Origin of the sequence: Pseudomonas sp. ABFPK (assembly GCF_001586765.1) — a bacterium.
Lineage (GTDB): Bacteria > Pseudomonadota > Gammaproteobacteria > Pseudomonadales > Pseudomonadaceae > Aquipseudomonas > Aquipseudomonas asiatica.
On sequence record NZ_LQXW01000005.1, the window covers coordinates 113,167 to 131,549 of the forward strand.

Consider the following 18,383-nt stretch of genomic DNA (forward strand, 5'->3'; position numbering starts at 1 on the left):
GTACAGGCGACATCAATATTGATATCGCAGCAAAGCCTGCGGCAGCGCATGCATGGCAAAGAACGCCAGCAACGCGACACACGCCGGCAAAACCAGCCACCACACCCGCAGCGGCAAGGCCGGGAGGGTCTGGTGACGCTGCGCCAGTGCCAGGCTGAGCGCGCACACACAGCACGCCAGCAAGGCCCCGGCGAGGATGTCGGTCGGCCAGTGCGCCCCGAGGTACACCCGTGACAGGGCAATCGCCAGCGCCGGAATGCAGCCCAGCATCACCCAGGTCAGGCGCATCCGCGGCGGCTGACCGCGACCGGCCAGCACTGCCATTACCAGGAAGAACGCAAACGACGCCGAACTGTGCCCACTGGGCATGCTGTAGCTGGTCAGCGGGTCGCTCAGCACTTCCGGGCGGGCCCGGGCGAACAGCCACTTCAGCGTGCCGTTGGCAAACGCCGTACCCATCAGTGCGCCCGCAGCGAACATGGCATGCCGCCACTGCCTGGCAAGCAGCAGCAGGCCCGTCAGCAGCCCGCCGAGGAATAACTGGGTGCGGAAATCGCCCAGCCGGGTCACCAGCACCACGGCGCCATCGATGGCCTGGCTGCGGTGCTCCTGCACCAGTGTCATAACGCCCTGGTCGAACTCGTGCAGGTAGGGCCAGCCGAGGAAGACCCCGGCCAAGGCCAGGAAACTCATGCCGGCGATCAGCCGGGTGCCGTGGCGTTGATCACGAATGCTGGTGTTCAGGCTCAGCCCGATGATGACTGCCAGGGTGCCGGCGATGATCCCGGCATCCAGCCAGAAGCCTTCCGGCAAGGGCAGGCGCATGGCTGCGCCGGTAGCCCAGCCGGGCAGCAGGTAGGCCACTGCCCAGCCGGCACCGGCCACCAGGCTGACGGCGATGAACCGCGGCAGCGGCATGTCGAACATGCCGGCGACCATTGGCAGCATAGGCCGCAGCGGCCCGATGAAGCGCCCTACCAGCAGGCTGGCGATGCCGTAGCGCTGGAAGTAGGCCTCGGCGCTGCCGATCCATTCCGGATGGTGGCGCAGCAGGGGCAGCCTGCGAATGTTCTGGTGGAAGTACTTGCCCACCGTGTACGACAACGCATCGCCCACCAGGCCACCGAGAAAGCCCAGCAGCAGCGTTTCGCCCAGGCTGAAGGCGCCGCTGCCGGCCAATACCGCGACCGCGAACAGCAGCACGGTGCCTGGCACGATGATGCCGGCAATGGCCAGGCACTCTATGCAGGCCACCAGGAATATCGCCAGGCCAAGCCACTGCGGGTTGGCGCTGAGCCAGCCAGTCAGGCTGTCGAGCCATTGGCCCATGGTTCAGCTTCCTTGTTCCAGAATGAAGAAGTCGCGGCCTTCGACTTGGCCGCGACGTAACGGGTTCCGCGTGCAGAAACGGGCGTATTCGGCATCGACGAAACGGTAGGGCAGGTGCTCGTCGCGGCCATGCGGGATGCCCAGGCGGGCGGCCTGGATCACCCGTGGCACGATGTTGCCGCAATCCTCCACGTACAGGCGCTCGGCGTCAAAACGCTGGGCGTCCCAGTGCGGCACCTTCAGGCCCAGGGCCCGGCACAGCAAGGTCTGGCCCGCGCACAGGCGCTCGGGCGGGCGGAGGTTGCCGCTCGCATCGGGGTTGTTCAGTTGCATCTGTGCCAGGCTGTTCGGCCCCGAGCGGGCGTCCTGCCAAGGATAGGCCGACTTGATGAGCACCGCGTTGCCTGGCCCGTGGGCGCTGAAGTTCAGCGAGTCGCCGCCGCGGGCGTAGTACATATAGATGTGCCCGCCATCGAGGAACAGCGCCTTGCGCTTTTCGGTGTAGCCGAGCGAGGCGTGGCTGCCTTTGTCGGTGAGGTAGTAGGCCTCGGTCTCGATGATGCGCGCGGCCAGCCACAGGTCGCCGTGGCGATGGCGGATGACTTTGCCCAGCAGGGCCTTGGCCAGGGTCTGGGCGTCGCGATCGAAAAAGCTGTCGGGCAAGGCTGGCATGCGGGCGGTTCGTGGCTGGGACGGCGGGGATGATAGCAATGAATAGCTTAATCGAGGCTGAATCGAGTGGGATGTTGGCAGTGGCGGCCCTTTCGCGGGCTCGCCCGCTCCCACAGGTACCTCGGAGGTCCCAGGCCTTGTGCAATCCCTGTGGGAGCGGGTTTACCCGCGAAAAGGCCCTGACAGGAGATAGAAATTTCGATAACCCCGGTTACATCTTTCCTACACAATGCCCCCAGCCATTTTCTACCATCCGCCACCCGCCGCTGGGCGTACACCTGCGCGCCAGTTATAATCAGCCGATTTCCCCTTCGCCAAGACACCGAACCCATGACTGAGTCCGTTCTTGACTATATGACCCGCCTGGGTCGCGCTGCCCGTGAGGCTTCCCGGGTGATCGGCCGTGCCAGCACCGCGCAGAAGAACCGCGCCCTGCAAGCTGCCGCCGACGCACTGGACGCCGCTCGTGCCGAGCTGACCGCAGCCAACGAGCTGGACCTGGCCGCCGGCCGTGCCAACGGCCTGGAGCCCGCGCTGCTCGACCGCCTGGCGCTGACCCCGGCGCGTATCGACGGCATGATCACCGGCCTGCGCCAGGTGGCCAGCCTGCCGGACCCGGTCGGTGCCATCCGCGACATGAGCTACCGCCCATCCGGTATCCAGGTCGGCAAGATGCGCACGCCGCTGGGGGTGATCGGGATTATCTACGAATCGCGCCCGAACGTGACCATCGATGCCGCCAGCCTGTGCCTGAAGTCGGGTAACGCGACCATCCTGCGTGGCGGCTCCGAAGCCATCCACTCCAACCGCGCCATCGCCACCTGCATCCAGCGTGGCCTGGCCGCCGCCGGCCTGCCGGCAGCCGTGGTGCAGGTGGTCGAGACTACCGACCGCGAAGCCGTGGGCGCGCTGATCAGCATGCCGGAATTCGTCGACGTCATCGTGCCGCGCGGTGGCCGTGGCCTGATCGAACGCATCAGCCGCGATGCCCGCGTGCCAGTGATCAAGCACCTGGACGGTATCTGCCACGTCTATGTCAGCCAGCACGCCGACCTGGACAAGGCCTGGCGCGTGGCGTTCAACGCCAAGACTTACCGCTATGGCATCTGTGGTGCCATGGAAACGTTGCTGGTCGACCAGCAGGTGGCCGAGCGCTTCCTGCCGGAAATGGCCAGTCGCTTCCAGAAGAAGGGCGTCGAGCTGCGTGGCTGCGAGCGCACCCGGGCGATCATCGCCGCCAAGCCCGCCACCGAGGCCGACTGGCACACCGAATACCTGGACGCGATCCTGTCGATTCGCGTGGTCGATGGGCTGGACCAGGCCATCGAGCACATCAACCACTATGGCTCGCACCATACCGACTCGATCATCAGCGAACACCAGGGTGAAGCCCGCCAGTTCATGGCCGAGGTCGACTCGGCGTCGGTCATGCTCAATACCCCGACCTGCTTCGCCGACGGCTTCGAGTACGGCCTGGGTGCGGAAATCGGCATTTCCACCGACAAGCTGCATGCCCGCGGGCCGGTCGGCCTGGAAGGCCTGACCTGCGAGAAGTACGTGGTGATCGGTGACGGCCAGCTGCGCGGCCAGGAGTCCTGCTGAGTTGAGCAAGGCCCAGGCAGTCCGGCGCATCGGCATTCTTGGCGGCACCTTCGACCCCGTGCACATCGGCCACCTGCGCAGCGCGCTGGAAGTGGCCGAGTTCATGGGGCTGGACGAGCTGCGCCTGCTGCCCAACGCCCGGCCGCCGCACCGCGACACCCCGCAGGTGGCCGCGCAGGACCGCCTGGCCATGGTGCAAGGCGCTGTACAGGGCGTGCCCTGCCTGAGCGTGGATGCCCGCGAACTGGCGCGCGACAAACCGTCGTACACCATCGACACGCTGGAATCGATCCGCGCCGAACTGGCCGCTGACGACCAGCTGTTCCTGGTGCTGGGCTGGGATGCCTTCTGTGGGCTGCCCGGCTGGCACCGCTGGGAAGAATTGCTGCAACACTGTCACATCCTGGTGCTGCAACGCCCGGATGCCGACGTAGAACCCCCTGACGAGCTGCGCAACCTGCTGGCTGCGCGCTCGGAGAGCGATCCCACCGCCTTGTCCGGCCCGGCGGGAAACATTTCGTTCGTCTGGCAGACGCCGCTTGCGGTGTCGGCTACACAGATCCGACAGCTGCTGGCCAGCGGCAAATCGGTGAGGTTCCTGGTGCCGGACGCCGTACTGGCCTACATCGAGGCGCACGAACTGTATCGTGCACCTAACTGACGGTGCCTCTGGCGCCTCATCCAACGAGTTGAACGAGTTTTATATGACCAAGCAGAAAATCCACGGCGAAGAACTGGTCGCCCTGACCAAGGCAGCGCTGGAAGACGTCAAGGCCCAGGACATCCAGGTCATCGACGTGCGCGAAAAGCACAGCCTGACCGACTACATGATCATTGCCACCGGTACCTCCAACCGCCAGATCAACGCGATGCTGGAAAAGGTCCGCGAAGCGGTCAAGGCCAAGGGTGCCCAGCCACTGGGTGAAGAAGGCAAGGGCGACAGCGACTGGGTCCTGCTGGACCTGAACGACGTCATCGTGCACATGATGACCGCCGCTGCCCGCCAGTTCTACGACCTGGAGCGCCTGTGGCAGGGTGCCGAGCAAAGCCGTGCTGCCGATGGCAAGCACCACAGCCCGGACCATGCCCACGAGTACTCCGACAAGCTCAAGGACCGGGAATAAGGAAAGCGCTGTGCGTCTGCGCCTGATCGCGGTCGGCTCGCGCATGCCGAAGTGGGTCGAGGAAGGCTGGCATGAATATGCCAAGCGCCTGCCCGCCGAGCTGTCGCTGGAGCTGGTGGAAATCCCGCTGAACACTCGTGGCAAGAATGCCGACGTCGCCCGCCTGATCCGTCAGGAGGGCGAAGCCATGCTGAGCAAGGTTCAGCCAGGGGAACGCATCGTCACCCTCGAGGTCCATGGCAAGCCCTGGAGTACCGAGCAGCTGGCGACCGAGCTGGACCGCTGGCGCCTGGATGCGCGCACGGTGAATTTGATGGTGGGCGGCCCGGAAGGCCTGGCGCCCGAGGTCTGTGCGCGCGCCGAGCAACGTTGGTCGCTGTCGCCGCTGACCTTGCCGCACCCATTGGTAAGGATACTCATCGGCGAGCAGATTTACCGCGCCTGGACCGTGCTGTCCGGGCATCCTTACCATAAATGAGCCTGTAAGCAGTCCGATGTCGCAGCCGATCCGTCTCAAGGACCACGAGAAAGACGCCCGCCTGGTGCGCAACCGCGTCGTGGTCGGCGCAGTCGCGATCATGCTGCTTATCTGCGTGCTGATTGCGCGTCTGTACTACCTGCAGGTCATCCAGCACGACTATCACTCGACGCTGTCGGAGAACAACCGGGTGCATGTGCAGCCGATCCCGCCGACCCGCGGGTTGATCTTCGACCGAAACGGGGTGATCGTCGCCGACAACCGGCCCAGCTTCAGCCTGTCGATGACCCGCGAACGTGCGGGTAACTGGCAGGAAGTGCTGGATACCATCGTCGAAGTGCTGGAGTTGACGCCCGACGACCGCGCCCTGTTCGAGAAGCGCATGCGCCAGGGCCGCCGGCCGTTCGAGCCGGTGCCGATCCTGTTCGAACTCAACGAAGAGCAGATCGCCCGTGTGGCGGTGAACCAGTTCCGCCTGCCGGGCGTGGAAGTGGTAGCCCAGTTGGTGCGCCATTACCCGCAGGGCGCGCATTTCGCCCATTCGGTGGGGTATGTGGGGCGGATCAACGAGAAAGAGCTGAAAACCCTCGACCCGGTGAACTACAGCGGCACCCACCACATCGGCAAGACCGGCATCGAGCGCTTCTACGAAGCCGACCTGCATGGCCAGGTGGGCTACGAGGAAGTCGAGACCAACGCCCGCGGCCGCGTGCTGCGGGTGCTCAAGCGCACCGACCCGAAACCGGGCAAGGACATCGTGCTGAGCCTGGACATCAAGCTGCAGGAGGCCGCCGAGGCTGCCCTGGGTGGCCGGCGTGGTGCGGTGGTGGCGCTCGACCCGCGTACCGGCGAGGTGCTGGCGATGGTCAGCCAGCCCAGCTTCGACCCCAACCTGTTCGTCACCGGTATCGGCTTCAAAGCCTATGCCGAACTGCGCGACTCGATCGACCGACCGCTGTTCAACCGCGTGCTGCGCGGCCTGTACCCGCCGGGTTCGACCATCAAACCGGCGGTGGCCATCGCCGGCCTGGACAGCGGCGTGGTCAATGCCGGCAGCCGGGTGTTCGACCCGGGCTACTACCAGTTGCCCAACTACGACCACAAATACCGTAACTGGAACCGCTCGGGCGATGGCTGGGTCGACCTGGACACCGCGATCATGCGCTCCAACGACACCTACTTCTACGACCTTGCCCACAAGATGGGCATCGATCGGCTGTCCAGCTACATGAACAAGTTCGGCATCGGCCAGCGGGTTTCCCTCGACATGTTCGAGGAATCCGCCGGGCTGATGCCATCGCGTGAATGGAAGCGCGCCACCCGCCGCCAGGCCTGGTTCCCCGGCGAAACCCTGATCCTCGGCATCGGTCAGGGCTACATGCAGGCCACGCCGCTGCAACTGGCCCAGGCCACTGCGCTGATCGCCAACAAGGGCGTGTGGAACCGCCCGCACCTGGCCAAGACCATCGAAGGCCAGCCGCCGGTGGACGACAACCCCATGGAAAACATCGTGCTGCGTGACAAGTCCGACTGGGCCAAGGTCACCCATGGCATGGAGCAGGTGATGCACAACGCCCGCGGTACCGCACGCAAGGCGGCCATTGGCTCCCAGTACCGCATTGCCGGCAAGAGTGGTACCGCCCAGGTGGTGGCAATCAAGCAGGGCGAGAAGTACGACCGCAACAAGCTTCAGGAGCGCCACCGCGACCACGCCCTGTTCGTCGCCTTCGCCCCGGCCGAGGACCCGAAGATCGTGGTTTCGGTGATGGTCGAGAACGGTGAGTCCGGCTCGGGCGTTGCCGCCCCGGTGGTGCGCCAGGTGATGGACGCCTGGTTGCTCGACGAAAACGGCCGGCTCAAGCCCGAGTTCGCGCCTGCCACCGTTACCCAGGAATCAGCCCTGTGATGAACAATTTCGATCGCATGCTCTCCAGCGAGGATGTGATGCGTCGGCGCGCCAGCTTTCTGCAGCGCATCCACGTCGACGGCCCTTTGCTGATCATTCTGCTGACCCTCGCGGCCGGTAGCCTGTTCGTCCTGTATTCGGCCAGTGGCAAGAACTGGGACCTGCTACTCAAGCAGGCCACCTCGTTCGGCATCGGCCTGGTGTCGATGTTCATCATCGCCCAGCTGGAGCCGCGCTTCATGGCTCGCTGGGTGCCGCTGGCCTACCTGGCCGGGGTGCTGTTGCTGGTGGTGGTGGACGTGATGGGCCACAACGCCATGGGCGCCACGCGCTGGATCAACATCCCCGGGGTGATCCGCTTCCAGCCCTCGGAGTTCATGAAGATCATCATGCCGGCGACCATCGCCTGGTACCTGTCCAAGCGCACGTTGCCGCCACATCTGAAGCATGTGGCGATCAGCCTGGTGCTGATCGGCGTGCCGTTCATCCTGATCGTGCGCCAGCCCGACCTGGGCACGGCGCTGCTGATCCTCGCCTCCGGGGCTTTCGTGCTGTTCATGGGCGGCCTGCGCTGGCGCTGGATCCTCAGCGTGCTGGCGGCTGCGGTGCCAGTGGCGGTGGCGATGTGGTTCTTCGTCATGCACGACTACCAGAAGCAGCGGGTACTGACCTTCCTCGACCCGGAAAGCGACCCGTTGGGCACTGGCTGGAACATCATCCAGTCGAAGGCGGCGATCGGCTCGGGGGGGGTGTTCGGCAAGGGCTGGCTGCTCGGCACCCAGTCGCACCTGGACTTCCTGCCGGAAAGCCACACCGACTTCATCATTGCCGTGCTCGGCGAGGAATTCGGCCTGGTCGGCATCTGCCTGCTGTTGATCGTCTACCTGCTGCTGATCGGCCGTGGCCTGATGATCACCGCCCAGGCGCAGACCCTGTTCGGCAAGCTGCTGGCGGGCAGCCTGACCATGACCTTCTTTGTGTACGTGTTCGTCAATATCGGTATGGTCAGCGGCCTTCTGCCCGTGGTGGGCGTGCCGCTGCCCTTCATCAGCTATGGCGGAACTTCGTTGGTGACGCTGCTGTCAGCGTTTGGCGTTCTGATGTCGATCCACACGCACCGCAAATGGATCGCTCAGGTTTGAATAAGGTGAAGAATTTCATGCAAGCAGTGCGTAACTGGGCTGCCCGTTGTGCGCCGTGGATCGGCGCGGTGGGCCTGTTCGGCGCTGTACAGCTGGCCCATGCCGGCGATTATCAGGGCTCGCCGCAGGTGGCCCAGTTCGTTGGCGAAATGAGCCGCGACCATGGCTTTGCCCCTGAGCAGCTGATGGGTGTGTTCGCGGAGGTGGAGCGCAAACAGTCGATCCTCGACGCCATTTCGCGCCCGGCCGAACGGGTAAAGCCGTGGAAGGACTACCGGCCGATGTTCATCACTGACGCGCGTATTGCCCGCGGTGTGGACTTCTGGCGCCAGCACGAGGCGGTGCTGGCCCGTGCCGAGCAGGAATATGGCGTGCCGGCGCAGTACATCGTTGCCATCATCGGCGTGGAAACCTTCTTTGGCCGCAACACCGGTAACTACCGGGTGATCGATGCCTTGTCGACCCTGGGCTTCGACTACCCGCCACGGGCGGAGTTCTTCCGCAAGGAGCTGCGCGAATTCCTGCTGCTGGCCCGTGAGGAACAGCTCGACCCGCTGACGCTCAAAGGCTCCTACGCTGGTGCAATGGGCCTGCCGCAGTTCATGCCGAGCAGCTTCCGCAACTTCGCGGTGGACTTCGACGGCGACGGCCACATCAATATCTGGAACAACCCGGACGATGCCATTGGCAGCGTGGCCAGCTACTTCAAGCGCCACGGCTGGGTGGCCGGCGAAGGTGTGGTCAGCCGCGCCTGGGTGGACGGTGGGCGCGCCGACGAAGGCCTGACCACCGGCATCGAGCCGGTAAAAACCGTTGGGGAGTTGCGCACGCTTGGCTGGTCGGTCCATGATTCGTTGCGCGATGATCTGCCGGTTACCGCCTTCCGTCTCGAGGGCGACAATGGCCCCGAGTACTGGATGGGCCTGAAGAACTTCTACGCGATCACTCGCTACAACCGCAGCGTGATGTATGCCATGGCGGTGCATCAGCTATCGGAACAGCTGGTTCAAGCACGGGGCGTCAAGTAATGCGCGCAATCATCTCTGGCAAGTCTTTCAAGCTGCTCACCTGCCTCGCCGTGGGCGTGGTGCTGGCCAGCTGTTCGTCCAACCGCCCGCCCCAGCAAAGCAGTGGCAACGTGGTGCGCACCCAGCCGGGCCTGGACATCAACCGCGCGCACAAGGACGGCGCGCCGTGGTGGGACGTGGATGTGAACAAGATCCCCGACGCCACGCCAACCGTGCACACCGGCAACTACAAGGCCAACCCGTACACGGTACTGGGCAAGACCTACTACCCGATGCAGGACTCGCGCAATTATCGCGCGGAAGGTACCGCGTCGTGGTATGGCACCAAGTTCCACGGCCAGAACACCGCCAACGGCGAGCTGTACGACCTGTACGGCATGAGCGCGGCGCACAAGACCCTGCCGCTGCCGGCCTACGTGCGGGTGACCAACCTGGCCAACGGCCGTAGCGTGATCCTGCGGGTGAACGACCGTGGGCCGTTCTATTCGGACCGCATCATCGACTTGTCCTATGCCGCGGCGAAAAAGCTCGGTTATGCCGAGATTGGCACCGCGCACGTGCGCGTCGAAGGTATCGACCCGCAGCAGTGGTGGGCCCAGCGTGGCCAGACACCACCGATGGTGCTCAAGGAGCCCCAGGTGGCCCAGACCCAGGCGATCCCGGCCAGTACCGGGCGCGTCGAGCAATGGACCCCGCCGCCCCAGCAGCATGCGGCGCCGGTGGTGCCGGTGCAGGTGGCCGGCAACAACGTGCCGGCCGGCAGTGGCGGCAGCTTCCTGCAGGTGGGGGCCTTCGCCAACCCGGACGCCGCCGAACTGCTGCGCTCCAAGCTCAGCAGCATGGTCAGCGCGCCAGTGTTCATCAGCTCGATCGTGCGTAACCAGCAGACCCTGCACCGCGTGCGCCTCGGGCCGATCAACAGCCAGGGCGAGATCCAGCAAGCGCAGGACAGCATCCGCCTGGCGAACCTTGGGCAGGCCAAGCTGGTCACAGCTGACTGACCGCGTTGCCTTCTTCGCGGGTACGCCCGCTCCCACAAGGGCATGCGAAACCCTGTGGGAGCGGGCGCGCCCGCGAAGAAGGCAACACCAAACTGTCGGTTTTGTCATGAATTGACGGGCGCGGGCATGTACAATGTCGGCTTTTGCCCGCAGCGACATAAAGCCGCACATTGCGAGCCAGGCCTACGGCCGCAAAAACTAGACTGACTGGCGCTGGGCACATGATCTTGCCCAGGGAACATCAGACCATTAGCGATTTTCGAGAGACGGATGAACATCACCAACCTTGCCAAACGACTTTGCCTGCCCGTACTGCTGATGATCACGCCTGCCGCCTTCGCGGCTGAGCAGATGACGCCGGCGCCACCGCAACTGGCAGCCAAGTCCTACGTACTCATGGATGCGTCCAGCGGCAACGTGCTGGTCGAGAACAACGGTGACGAGCGCCTGCCGCCTGCCAGCCTGACCAAGCTGATGACGGCCTACATCGCCACCCTGGACATCCGTCGCGGCCAGATCGGTGAAAACGACCCGGTTACCGTCAGCGAAAACGCCTGGCGGACCGGGGGTTCGCGCATGTTCATCAAGGTGGGCAGCCAGGTGACCGTCAGCGACCTGCTGCACGGCATCATCATCCAGTCCGGCAACGACGCCTCGGTCGCCCTGGCCGAGCACATCGCCGGCAGCGAAGACGCCTTCGCCGACATGATGAACAAGACCGCTGCCGACTTGGGCATGGCCAACAGCCACTTCATGAACCCGACCGGCCTGCCGCACCCGGACCATTACTCGTCGGCCCACGACATGGCTACCCTGGCCCGTGCGATCATCAACGTCGACCCGGCCCACTACGCCATCTACTCGCAGAAAGAGTTCTTCTGGAACAACATCAAGCAGCCAAACCGCAACCTGCTGCTGTGGCGTGACAAGACTGTCGACGGCCTGAAGACCGGCCACACCGACGAAGCCGGCTACTGCATGGTGGCTTCGGCCGTTCGCGATGGCCAGCGCCTGATCGCCGTGGTCTTCGGCACCAACAGCGAGCAGTCGCGTGCTGCCGAGACCCAGAAGCTGCTGACCTATGGCTTCCGCTTCTTCGAAACCCAGACCTTCTACCAGAAGGGTACCGAGCTGACCAAATCGCCGGTCTGGAAGGGCGCGACTGGCGAAGTGAAAGCTGGCCTGGCCAACGACCTGACCCTGACTATGCCTAAAGGCCAATTGAAGCGCCTGCAGGCTTCGATGACCATGAACCCGCAGCTCACCGCGCCAATCGCCAAAGGTGACGTGATCGGCAAAGTGGAAGTCAAACTGGACGAGAAAGTGGTTCACAGCGCCGACCTGATCGCCCTCGATGGCGTCGAGGAAGGTGGTTTCTTCCGCCGTATGTGGGATAGCATCCGTCTATTCTTCTACGGGTTGTTCAACTGATACGTGACCTGCATGCCCCCGCGTATCCAGCGGGGGCGTTGTTGTTGCCACGGCTTACGAGGCCGTTTCCGCCATGAGCGAACCAGACGTCAAGTCGCACAAGATCGAATTCCCCTGCGACGATTACCCGATCAAGGTCATCGGTGACACCGTTGTCGGCTTCAAGGACACGGTGATCGAGATCCTGAGCAAGCACGCGAAGGTCGACCTTTCCACCCTGGCCGAGCGCCAGAGCAAAGAAGGCAAGTACACCACCGTGCAATTGCACATCGTTGCCGAAAGCGAGAACCAGCTGCACGATATCAACAGCGCCCTGCGCGCTACCGGCATCGTGAAAATGGTGCTCTGATGTCCGCCTGCCTCGGTTTTCGCGAGCTTGGCCTGCAGCCCTACGAACCGGTGCTGGAGGCCATGCGTCGCTTCACCGAGCAGCGCAGCCCGGACAGCCAGGATGAAGTCTGGCTGGTCGAGCACCCCGCGGTCTTCACCCAGGGCCAGGCCGGCAAGGCCGAGCACCTGCTGGTGCCGGGCGACATCCCGGTAGTGCAGACCGATCGCGGTGGCCAGGTGACCTACCATGGCCCCGGGCAGCTGGTGGCCTACCTGCTGCTGGATGTGCGCCGGCTGGGCTTTGGCGTGCGTGAGCTGGTCAGCCGTATCGAGCAGACCCTCATCGACCTGCTCGCCAGTTACGATGTCCAGGCCGCGGCCAAGCCCGATGCCCCGGGCGTCTATGTCGACGGAGCGAAAATCGCCTCCCTCGGCCTGCGAATCCGCAACGGCCGTTCGTTCCACGGCCTTGCCCTGAACGTGGACATGGACCTCGCGCCATTCCGCCGAATCAACCCCTGCGGCTATGCGGGGCTGGCGATGACCCAGCTGCGCGACCTGGCAGGTCCGATCGAACTCGACGAGGTCAGGACAAGGCTGCGCGGACAGCTGGTCAAGCACCTCGACTACGCTGAGCAGACGACCCTCACGGGCGGAATCGACTGAATATGACAACTGTGCAAGAAGCCGTGCCGAACCTGATACCTACCCAGGATGCCACCCCGCGCCCAGCGCCGAAGAAGGTGGAAGCCGGGGTCAAGCTGCGTGGTGCCGAAAAGGTGGCGCGCATCCCGGTGAAGATCATCCCCACCGAAGAGCTGCCGAAGAAGCCCGACTGGATCCGCGTGCGTATCCCGGTGTCGCCCGAGGTAGACCGCATCAAGCAGCTGCTGCGCAAGCACAAGCTGCACAGCGTATGCGAAGAGGCATCCTGCCCGAACCTGGGCGAGTGCTTCTCCGGTGGTACCGCCACCTTCATGATCATGGGTGACATCTGCACCCGTCGTTGCCCGTTCTGCGACGTTGGCCACGGCCGGCCGAAACCGCTGGACCTGGACGAGCCGAAGAACCTGGCCATCGCCATCGCCGACCTGCGCCTGAAGTACGTGGTGATCACCTCGGTGGACCGCGACGACCTGCGTGACGGTGGTGCCCAGCACTTTGCCGACTGCATCCGCGAAATCCGTGCGCTGTCGCCGGGCGTACAGCTGGAAACCTTGGTGCCGGACTACCGTGGGCGCATGGATATTGCCCTGGAGATCACCGCGCAAGAGCCGCCGGATGTGTTCAACCACAACCTCGAGACCGTACCGCGCCTGTACAAGGCCGCGCGCCCGGGATCGGACTACGACTGGTCGCTGGACCTGCTGCAGAAGTTCAAGCAGTTGGTGCCGCACGTACCGACCAAGTCGGGCCTGATGCTCGGCCTGGGCGAGACCGACGAGGAAGTGATCGAAGTGATGCACCGCATGCGCGAGCATGACATCGACATGCTCACCCTCGGCCAGTATCTGCAGCCGTCGCGCAGCCACCTGCCGGTGCAGCGTTTTGTTCACCCGGACACCTTCGCCTGGTTCGCCGAGGAAGGTTACAAGATGGGCTTCAAGAACGTCGCTTCCGGCCCGTTGGTGCGTTCTTCGTACCACGCTGACCAGCAGGCTCACGAAGCCAAGATCAAGCTCTGAGCCAAGCACAGAGCCACGCATGCCGATGCGCGCCGAAGGGCCGCATCGGCATTTTTGTTTGTGCCACACGCGCTGCAAGGAGCCGCGATGAATTGCGCCGAAACCTTCCAACCCAGCCTGCCAGCCGCGCTGCCGCGTGATGCCTGTTTTGCCATTGTCGCCCCGGCGGGCGCGGCGCGGCTGGATACGCACAAGGTCAACCAGTGGTTCGTTGATAGAGGCTACAGCTGCCGTATCTATCCGGGAGCCCTTCAGGCCCAGGGCTATCTGGCGGGGCCGGACCGGCAGCGGTTACAGGACCTGCATGATGCCTTTGCCGACCCGGCCATCTACGCCATTCTGTGCATGCGTGGGGGGTACGGCAGCATGCGACTGCTCGACCAGCTCGATTTCGAACTGATCCGGCGCAACCCCAAGCCGCTGGTCGGTTACAGCGACATCACCGCGCTGCACACGGCGATCTACCGGCATACCGGGCTGCTCACCTTCCATGGCGGGATGCTCAATGCCGACCTGCTGGGGGCCAAGTTGCCGCCAACCGAGACTTCGTTGCTGGCGCAGCTGGGTGGGCATGTGCGGGCAGGGGAGCAGATCGTGCACCCTGCTGACTTCGCATTGAGCAGCGTGCTGCATGGGGTGGCCAGCGGGCCGCTGCTGGGCGGCAACCTGTCGATGTTGGGCGCGACCCTGGGGACGATTGCCGAGCTGGATACGCAGGGCTGCATCCTGTTCATCGAGGACGTCAACGAGCCGCTTTACCGGGTGGATCGCTTGCTGACCCAGCTGCGCCTGGCAGGCAAGCTGGAGGGGGTGAAGGGTGTGCTGGTGGGGGACTTTGCCGGGATTACCACTATGGCGTTGACGCCCCTGCTGGAGGATATCTTCGCGCCGCTGGGTGTGCCGGTGCTGGCCGGGTGGCGCAGTGGGCATTGTGACCCGAATGTGTGCTTGCCGTTGGGGGCTCGGGTAATGCTGGATAGCGGGAGGCAGACATTGGTGTTGGAGCAGGATTTGTTCAAGGCTTGAGATTGTCGGGGCTGCTTTGCAGCCCATCGCGACACAAGGCCGCTCCCACAGGAGAAGTGCTATCGCTTGTGGGAGCGGCCTTGTGTCGCGAAAGGGGCGCAACGCGCCCCCAGCAATCTCACTATTTGCGCAGGCTCTCGAGCAGCTTGTGGGTCGGATACCCATCCGCCGGCCACCCCAGCCCCTGTTGGGCATTGCGGATCGCTTTGCGGGTATTGGCGCCAATGATGCCATCGGCATTGCCGGCTTCGTGCCCGTTGCTGTTCAGCAGGTTCTGCAGCTCCATGCGCTCGCTGCGGCTGAGGGGCAGGTCTTCTTTCGGCCAGCTGCCGGCAATGAAGCCCCAGCCCGTGAAGCGATCACCCAGCAGGCTTACTGCCAGCGCGTAGGACGACGAATTGTTGTACTTGAGGATGGCGCGGAAGTTGTCCAGCACCAGGAACGCCGGGCCACGCGCGCCTGCGGGCAGCAGCAGTGCGGCAGACAGCTGGTTGCTACCCACCGGCAGCTGGGTACCGGCAGGCAGTTTCACGCCCATCGCCAGCCACTCGCTCACCGGCTTGCGCAGGGCGCCATCGGCCTGCCAGTAATCGAAGCCAGGCGGCACCTGTACCTCGAAGCCCCACGGCTGGCCACGCTTCCAGCCCGAACTCTGCAGATAGTGCGCGGTCGAGGCCAGGGCGTCTGCCGTGCTGTTCCAGATGTCGCGGCGACCATCGCCGTCGAAGTCCACGGCATGGGTGTTGTAGGTGGTCGGGATGAACTGGGTCTGGCCCATGGCACCGGCCCACGAACCACGCATGGCCTCAGGCTGGATGTCGCCGTGCTGAATGATCTGCAGCGCGGCGATCAGCTGGTCCTGGGCGAACTGCGGGCGTCGGCCCTCATAGGCCAGGGTAGCCAGCGAGCGGATCACCGACTTGTTGCCCTGAAACTGGCCGAAGTTGCTTTCCATGCCCCATACCGCGACCAACACCTGGCGATCGACACCATAGCTTTGCTCGATGCGGGTCAGCAGTTCGGCGTTCTGCTCCAGCAGCTTCTTGCCGTTGCGCACGCGCAGAGGCGACAGGGCGCCTTCGAGGTATTCCCATACGGGGCGGGTGAACTCCGGCTGGCTGCGATCGGCCTTGATCACGTCCATGTCGGGGGTGACGCCGAGGAAGGCGCGGTCGAACGTATCCTGCGAAATGCCGGCTTGCAGGGCTTGCTGGCGAAAGCCTGCTTGCCATTGCGCGAAGGTTTGCAGAGGCTGGATTTCAGTGCTGGTGTCGGGCGTCGTGCCGGGCAGGGTCACCACAGGGGTGGGCTGGGCGGGGGCCAGCGGCAGGGCGTCGGCGGCGGTGGGCTTTTCTGCGCAGGCCACGAGCAGGATGAAACTGGAGGCCGCGATCAGCTGGCGGGTTTTCCAGCGGGGGAGAAGACTGAGGAGCATTCACAGATCCAGAATTGCAGGTCAGGTGACGACCATATCATGCCTGCGCTCTCGATGCTTTCATGCAGCCAAAAAGTAGGAAGCCTCCCAATCTCTCGATTGGAAGGCTTCGCGGCGGTAGCTGCCTTTGCCCTTGTTCGGCTGTTCCTGGCGGCAGCGGAACAGCGGTTGGGCGATGATCGACTTGGCCTTGTTGGGGCCGTGCTTTTTCGGCTTTTTGCTCATGGCGGGGTTCCCCGGTTGGGTGGGTTTCGCAGCGCACTGTAGGGCTTGGGGCAGGGTGGGGCCAATTAATTGTGTATATGGCCGAATACCTGGTTCTTATGGATTTGGCAGGGCCCTTGTAGGAGCAGCCTTGTGCTGCGACGAGGTCTGTAAGGCAGAAGACTTTCTTCGGCACTTATGGCCTCTTCGCAGCACAAGGCTGCTCCTACAGTGCACTGGGGCAGTCTGGAGGACGATTTACTCGGGCGGGAGTGTCAGACGCTGGCCGGCCATCAGCAGCGACAAGCGCGCCAGGCCAGTCCACGGCGAGCCCTCGGCCTGGCCCTTGATCTGTGCATCGATACGCTGGGCATCTTGCAGCAACTGCGCCCAACGCTGCGCCGACAGGCGCTGCAGGGCCTTGCTGACCAGTGGCCGGCGTTTGTCCCAGACCGGTGGGCGGGCCTGGCTGAAGGCCTTGTCCAGCGGTACACCTTGGCTGAACTGTTGGGCCAGCCCCGCCAGTTGGCGCAGCTCTCGGGCAAGGGCCCAGAGAATCACTGGTGGCTCCACGCCTTCACCGCGCAAGCCTTCGAGCATACGCAAGGCATGCGCAGCTTCGCCGTTGAGAATGGCATCGACCAGGCCGAAGACGTCGAAGCGGGCGCTGTCGGCGACGGCGGCCTGCACGGTCTCCACGGTGATCTGGTTGCCCTCGGCAAGCAGCTTGAGCTTTTCGATTTCCTGTGCGGCCGCCAGCAGGTTGCCTTCCACGCGCGCGGCAATCAGGTCGACAGCGTCACGCTGTGCCGACAGGCCGGCCTGCTGCAGGCGCTGGTTGATCCACTGCGGCAGCTGGTGCACATCCACCGGCCAGATCTGGATGAACTGGCAGTGGGCACCTTCGATCAGCGCCTTGCCCCACTTGGTCTTCTGCGCGCTGCCGTCGAGCTTGGGCAGGCTGACCAGCAGCAAGGTGTCTTCGGCAGGGTTGGCGCAGTATTCCATCAGCGCAGCAGCGCCCTTGTCACCAGGCTTGCCCGAGGGCAGGCGCAATTCCAGCAGGCGGCGCTGGGCGAACAGGGACAGGCTGGCGCCAGCCTGGAGCAGGGTGCCCCAGTCGAAGTTGGCGTCGGCACTGAAGACCTGGCGTTCGTCGAAGCCCTGCTGGCGCGCGGCGTTGCGGATGGCGTCGGCGGCTTCCTGGCACAGCAGCGGGTCGTCGCCGCTGACCACGTAGACCGGTGCCAGGGCGCCTTGCAGGTGCTTGTTGAGTTGGGCGGGAGCGAGCTTCATGGGAAACAGGCGGGGTACCCGAAGGTGCCCCGCTCGGGCTTAGTTGCCCGGTACTTCCAGAGGCGACTGCTGAGGAGTTTCGGCCTGCTGGCGGCGAGCGGCCTCCAGCGCAGCGGCTTCGGCCTTGGCACGCTCGTCGGCTTGACGCTGCAGCTCGTCCAGCTGGGACGGGGTCAGCATCTGCAGGCGAACGACCATGGCGTTGACCAGGTCGCGACGCATTTCTTCGCGGGCGCGGTTGGCTTCCTGCTCGGAGCCGGTGATGTTCGAGCCGTCACGCAAGTAGATCTTGCGCACTTCCAGCTTGTCGCTCATCAGCTCCAGGTTGTTCAGGCCCTGGATGCTGTAGTTCAGCACGGTGGTCAGCTCGTACTCGGCGGTACGGTTACCGCTGTTGTAGGTCGCCGAGCGCTCGCGCTCCTGCTCGTTGGTCAGCACAAGGCGGTATGGTGCGCCAGCGTGCACGTTAACGCCGCTACGCTGCAGTACTTCACGCAGCTGGACCACGGTCGGGCCGTAGGCGTTGCGTGCGCTTACGTCCATTTCCTTCACGCTCAGTTCGGTAGAGCCGGTGCCGCGCAGCTGGAAACCGCAGGCGCTGAGCATGACCGCCAGGCCAATTACCAGCAAATTGCGTTTGATCATGTTGTTGCTCCCTTGTGGGCCTGTTCGCCCGCCCGCAGTGCCTGCGGGC

At 64.4% G+C, this 18,383-nt stretch carries 19 protein-coding genes; 13 read left to right on the forward strand and 6 right to left on the reverse strand.

The features are described from left to right. Positions 1-12: 12 nt before the first annotated feature. Together WM94_RS05330 and WM94_RS05335 are read right to left on the reverse strand one after the other, a co-directional pair. Positions 13-1,329, reverse strand: a complete 1,317-nt coding sequence (locus WM94_RS05330; RefSeq protein ID WP_013974363.1) for a bifunctional DedA family/phosphatase PAP2 family protein — start codon at positions 1,327-1,329, stop codon at positions 13-15. Positions 1,330-1,332: 3 nt separating this feature from the next. Then, entirely contained in the window at positions 1,333-2,001 is a 669-nt protein-coding gene (locus WM94_RS05335; RefSeq protein ID WP_015271945.1) for a DNA-3-methyladenine glycosylase, read from the reverse strand. A gap of 330 nt (positions 2,002-2,331) precedes the next feature. Here WM94_RS05335 and WM94_RS05340 point away from each other — a divergent pair, with 330 nt between their 5' ends. The 13 genes from WM94_RS05340 to WM94_RS05400 all read left to right on the forward strand — a co-directional run bounded on the left by WM94_RS05340 (position 2,332) and on the right by WM94_RS05400 (position 14,754). Next, positions 2,332-3,603, forward strand: coding sequence for a glutamate-5-semialdehyde dehydrogenase (locus WM94_RS05340; protein WP_061550644.1), 1,272 nt, complete (start codon positions 2,332-2,334; stop codon positions 3,601-3,603). Position 3,604: 1 nt separating this feature from the next. Then, positions 3,605-4,264, forward strand: coding sequence for a nicotinate-nucleotide adenylyltransferase (gene nadD / locus WM94_RS05345; protein WP_039613553.1), 660 nt, complete (start codon positions 3,605-3,607; stop codon positions 4,262-4,264). Between the two features lie 43 nt (positions 4,265-4,307). Beyond that, positions 4,308-4,727, forward strand: a complete 420-nt coding sequence (rsfS, locus tag WM94_RS05350) for a ribosome silencing factor (RefSeq protein WP_013974359.1) — start codon at positions 4,308-4,310, stop codon at positions 4,725-4,727. A gap of 10 nt (positions 4,728-4,737) precedes the next feature. Continuing rightward, positions 4,738-5,205: a 23S rRNA (pseudouridine(1915)-N(3))-methyltransferase RlmH gene (gene rlmH / locus WM94_RS05355; RefSeq protein ID WP_003249722.1), complete on the forward strand. Its 468-nt coding sequence runs from the start codon at positions 4,738-4,740 to the stop codon at positions 5,203-5,205. 16 nt (positions 5,206-5,221) lie between these two features. Then, entirely contained in the window at positions 5,222-7,111 is a 1,890-nt protein-coding gene (gene mrdA / locus WM94_RS05360) for a penicillin-binding protein 2 (RefSeq protein WP_015271942.1), read from the forward strand. Positions 7,112-7,149: 38 nt separating this feature from the next. Then, positions 7,150-8,253, forward strand: a complete 1,104-nt coding sequence (gene rodA, locus WM94_RS05365; RefSeq protein ID WP_015271941.1) for a rod shape-determining protein RodA — start codon at positions 7,150-7,152, stop codon at positions 8,251-8,253. A gap of 17 nt (positions 8,254-8,270) precedes the next feature. Further along, positions 8,271-9,281 (forward strand): lytic murein transglycosylase B, encoded by a 1,011-nt coding sequence (gene mltB, locus WM94_RS05370; protein WP_061550658.1) that lies wholly within the window; start codon positions 8,271-8,273, stop codon positions 9,279-9,281. Continuing rightward, positions 9,281-10,282 carry a septal ring lytic transglycosylase RlpA family protein gene (locus tag WM94_RS05375; protein ID WP_013974354.1) on the forward strand — a complete coding sequence of 334 codons (1,002 nt, stop codon included), beginning with the start codon at positions 9,281-9,283 and terminating at the stop codon, positions 10,280-10,282. The genes mltB and WM94_RS05375 overlap by 1 nt, the downstream gene beginning before the upstream one ends. A gap of 270 nt (positions 10,283-10,552) precedes the next feature. After that, the gene (locus tag WM94_RS05380; RefSeq protein WP_013974353.1) at positions 10,553-11,713 is read left to right on the forward strand and encodes a D-alanyl-D-alanine carboxypeptidase family protein; all 1,161 of its coding nucleotides are present in this window, start codon (positions 10,553-10,555) and stop codon (positions 11,711-11,713) included. A 73-nt stretch (positions 11,714-11,786) separates the two neighbouring features. Next, positions 11,787-12,062, forward strand: a complete 276-nt coding sequence (locus tag WM94_RS05385) for a DUF493 domain-containing protein (RefSeq protein ID WP_003249736.1) — start codon at positions 11,787-11,789, stop codon at positions 12,060-12,062. Continuing rightward, complete coding sequence (gene lipB, locus WM94_RS05390; protein WP_013974352.1) at positions 12,062-12,709, forward strand: lipoyl(octanoyl) transferase LipB; 648 nt, start codon at positions 12,062-12,064, stop codon at positions 12,707-12,709. Before WM94_RS05385 ends, lipB begins: the two co-directional genes overlap by 1 nt. Positions 12,710-12,711: 2 nt before the next feature. Next, positions 12,712-13,728: a lipoyl synthase gene (gene lipA / locus WM94_RS05395; protein ID WP_003257574.1), complete on the forward strand. Its 1,017-nt coding sequence runs from the start codon at positions 12,712-12,714 to the stop codon at positions 13,726-13,728. 87 nt (positions 13,729-13,815) lie between these two features. Then, positions 13,816-14,754 (forward strand): LD-carboxypeptidase, encoded by a 939-nt coding sequence (locus WM94_RS05400; RefSeq protein WP_061550645.1) that lies wholly within the window; start codon positions 13,816-13,818, stop codon positions 14,752-14,754. Positions 14,755-14,875: 121 nt separating this feature from the next. Here the strand turns inward: WM94_RS05400 and WM94_RS05405 are convergent, their stop codons facing one another. The 4 genes from WM94_RS05405 to lptE all read right to left on the reverse strand — a co-directional run bounded on the left by WM94_RS05405 (position 14,876) and on the right by lptE (position 18,334). Then, the gene (locus WM94_RS05405) at positions 14,876-16,189 is read right to left on the reverse strand and encodes a lytic murein transglycosylase (protein WP_013974349.1); all 1,314 of its coding nucleotides are present in this window, start codon (positions 16,187-16,189) and stop codon (positions 14,876-14,878) included. A gap of 60 nt (positions 16,190-16,249) precedes the next feature. Continuing rightward, entirely contained in the window at positions 16,250-16,414 is a 165-nt protein-coding gene (gene arfA, locus WM94_RS05410) for an alternative ribosome rescue factor ArfA (protein WP_003257578.1), read from the reverse strand. Between the two features lie 237 nt (positions 16,415-16,651). Continuing rightward, a complete protein-coding gene (holA, locus tag WM94_RS05415; protein ID WP_039613557.1) occupies positions 16,652-17,689 on the reverse strand; it encodes a DNA polymerase III subunit delta in 1,038 nt (345 codons plus the stop codon). Between the two features lie 39 nt (positions 17,690-17,728). Further along, entirely contained in the window at positions 17,729-18,334 is a 606-nt protein-coding gene (lptE, locus tag WM94_RS05420; RefSeq protein ID WP_003257580.1) for an LPS assembly lipoprotein LptE, read from the reverse strand. Between the last annotated feature and the right edge of the window lie 49 nt (positions 18,335-18,383).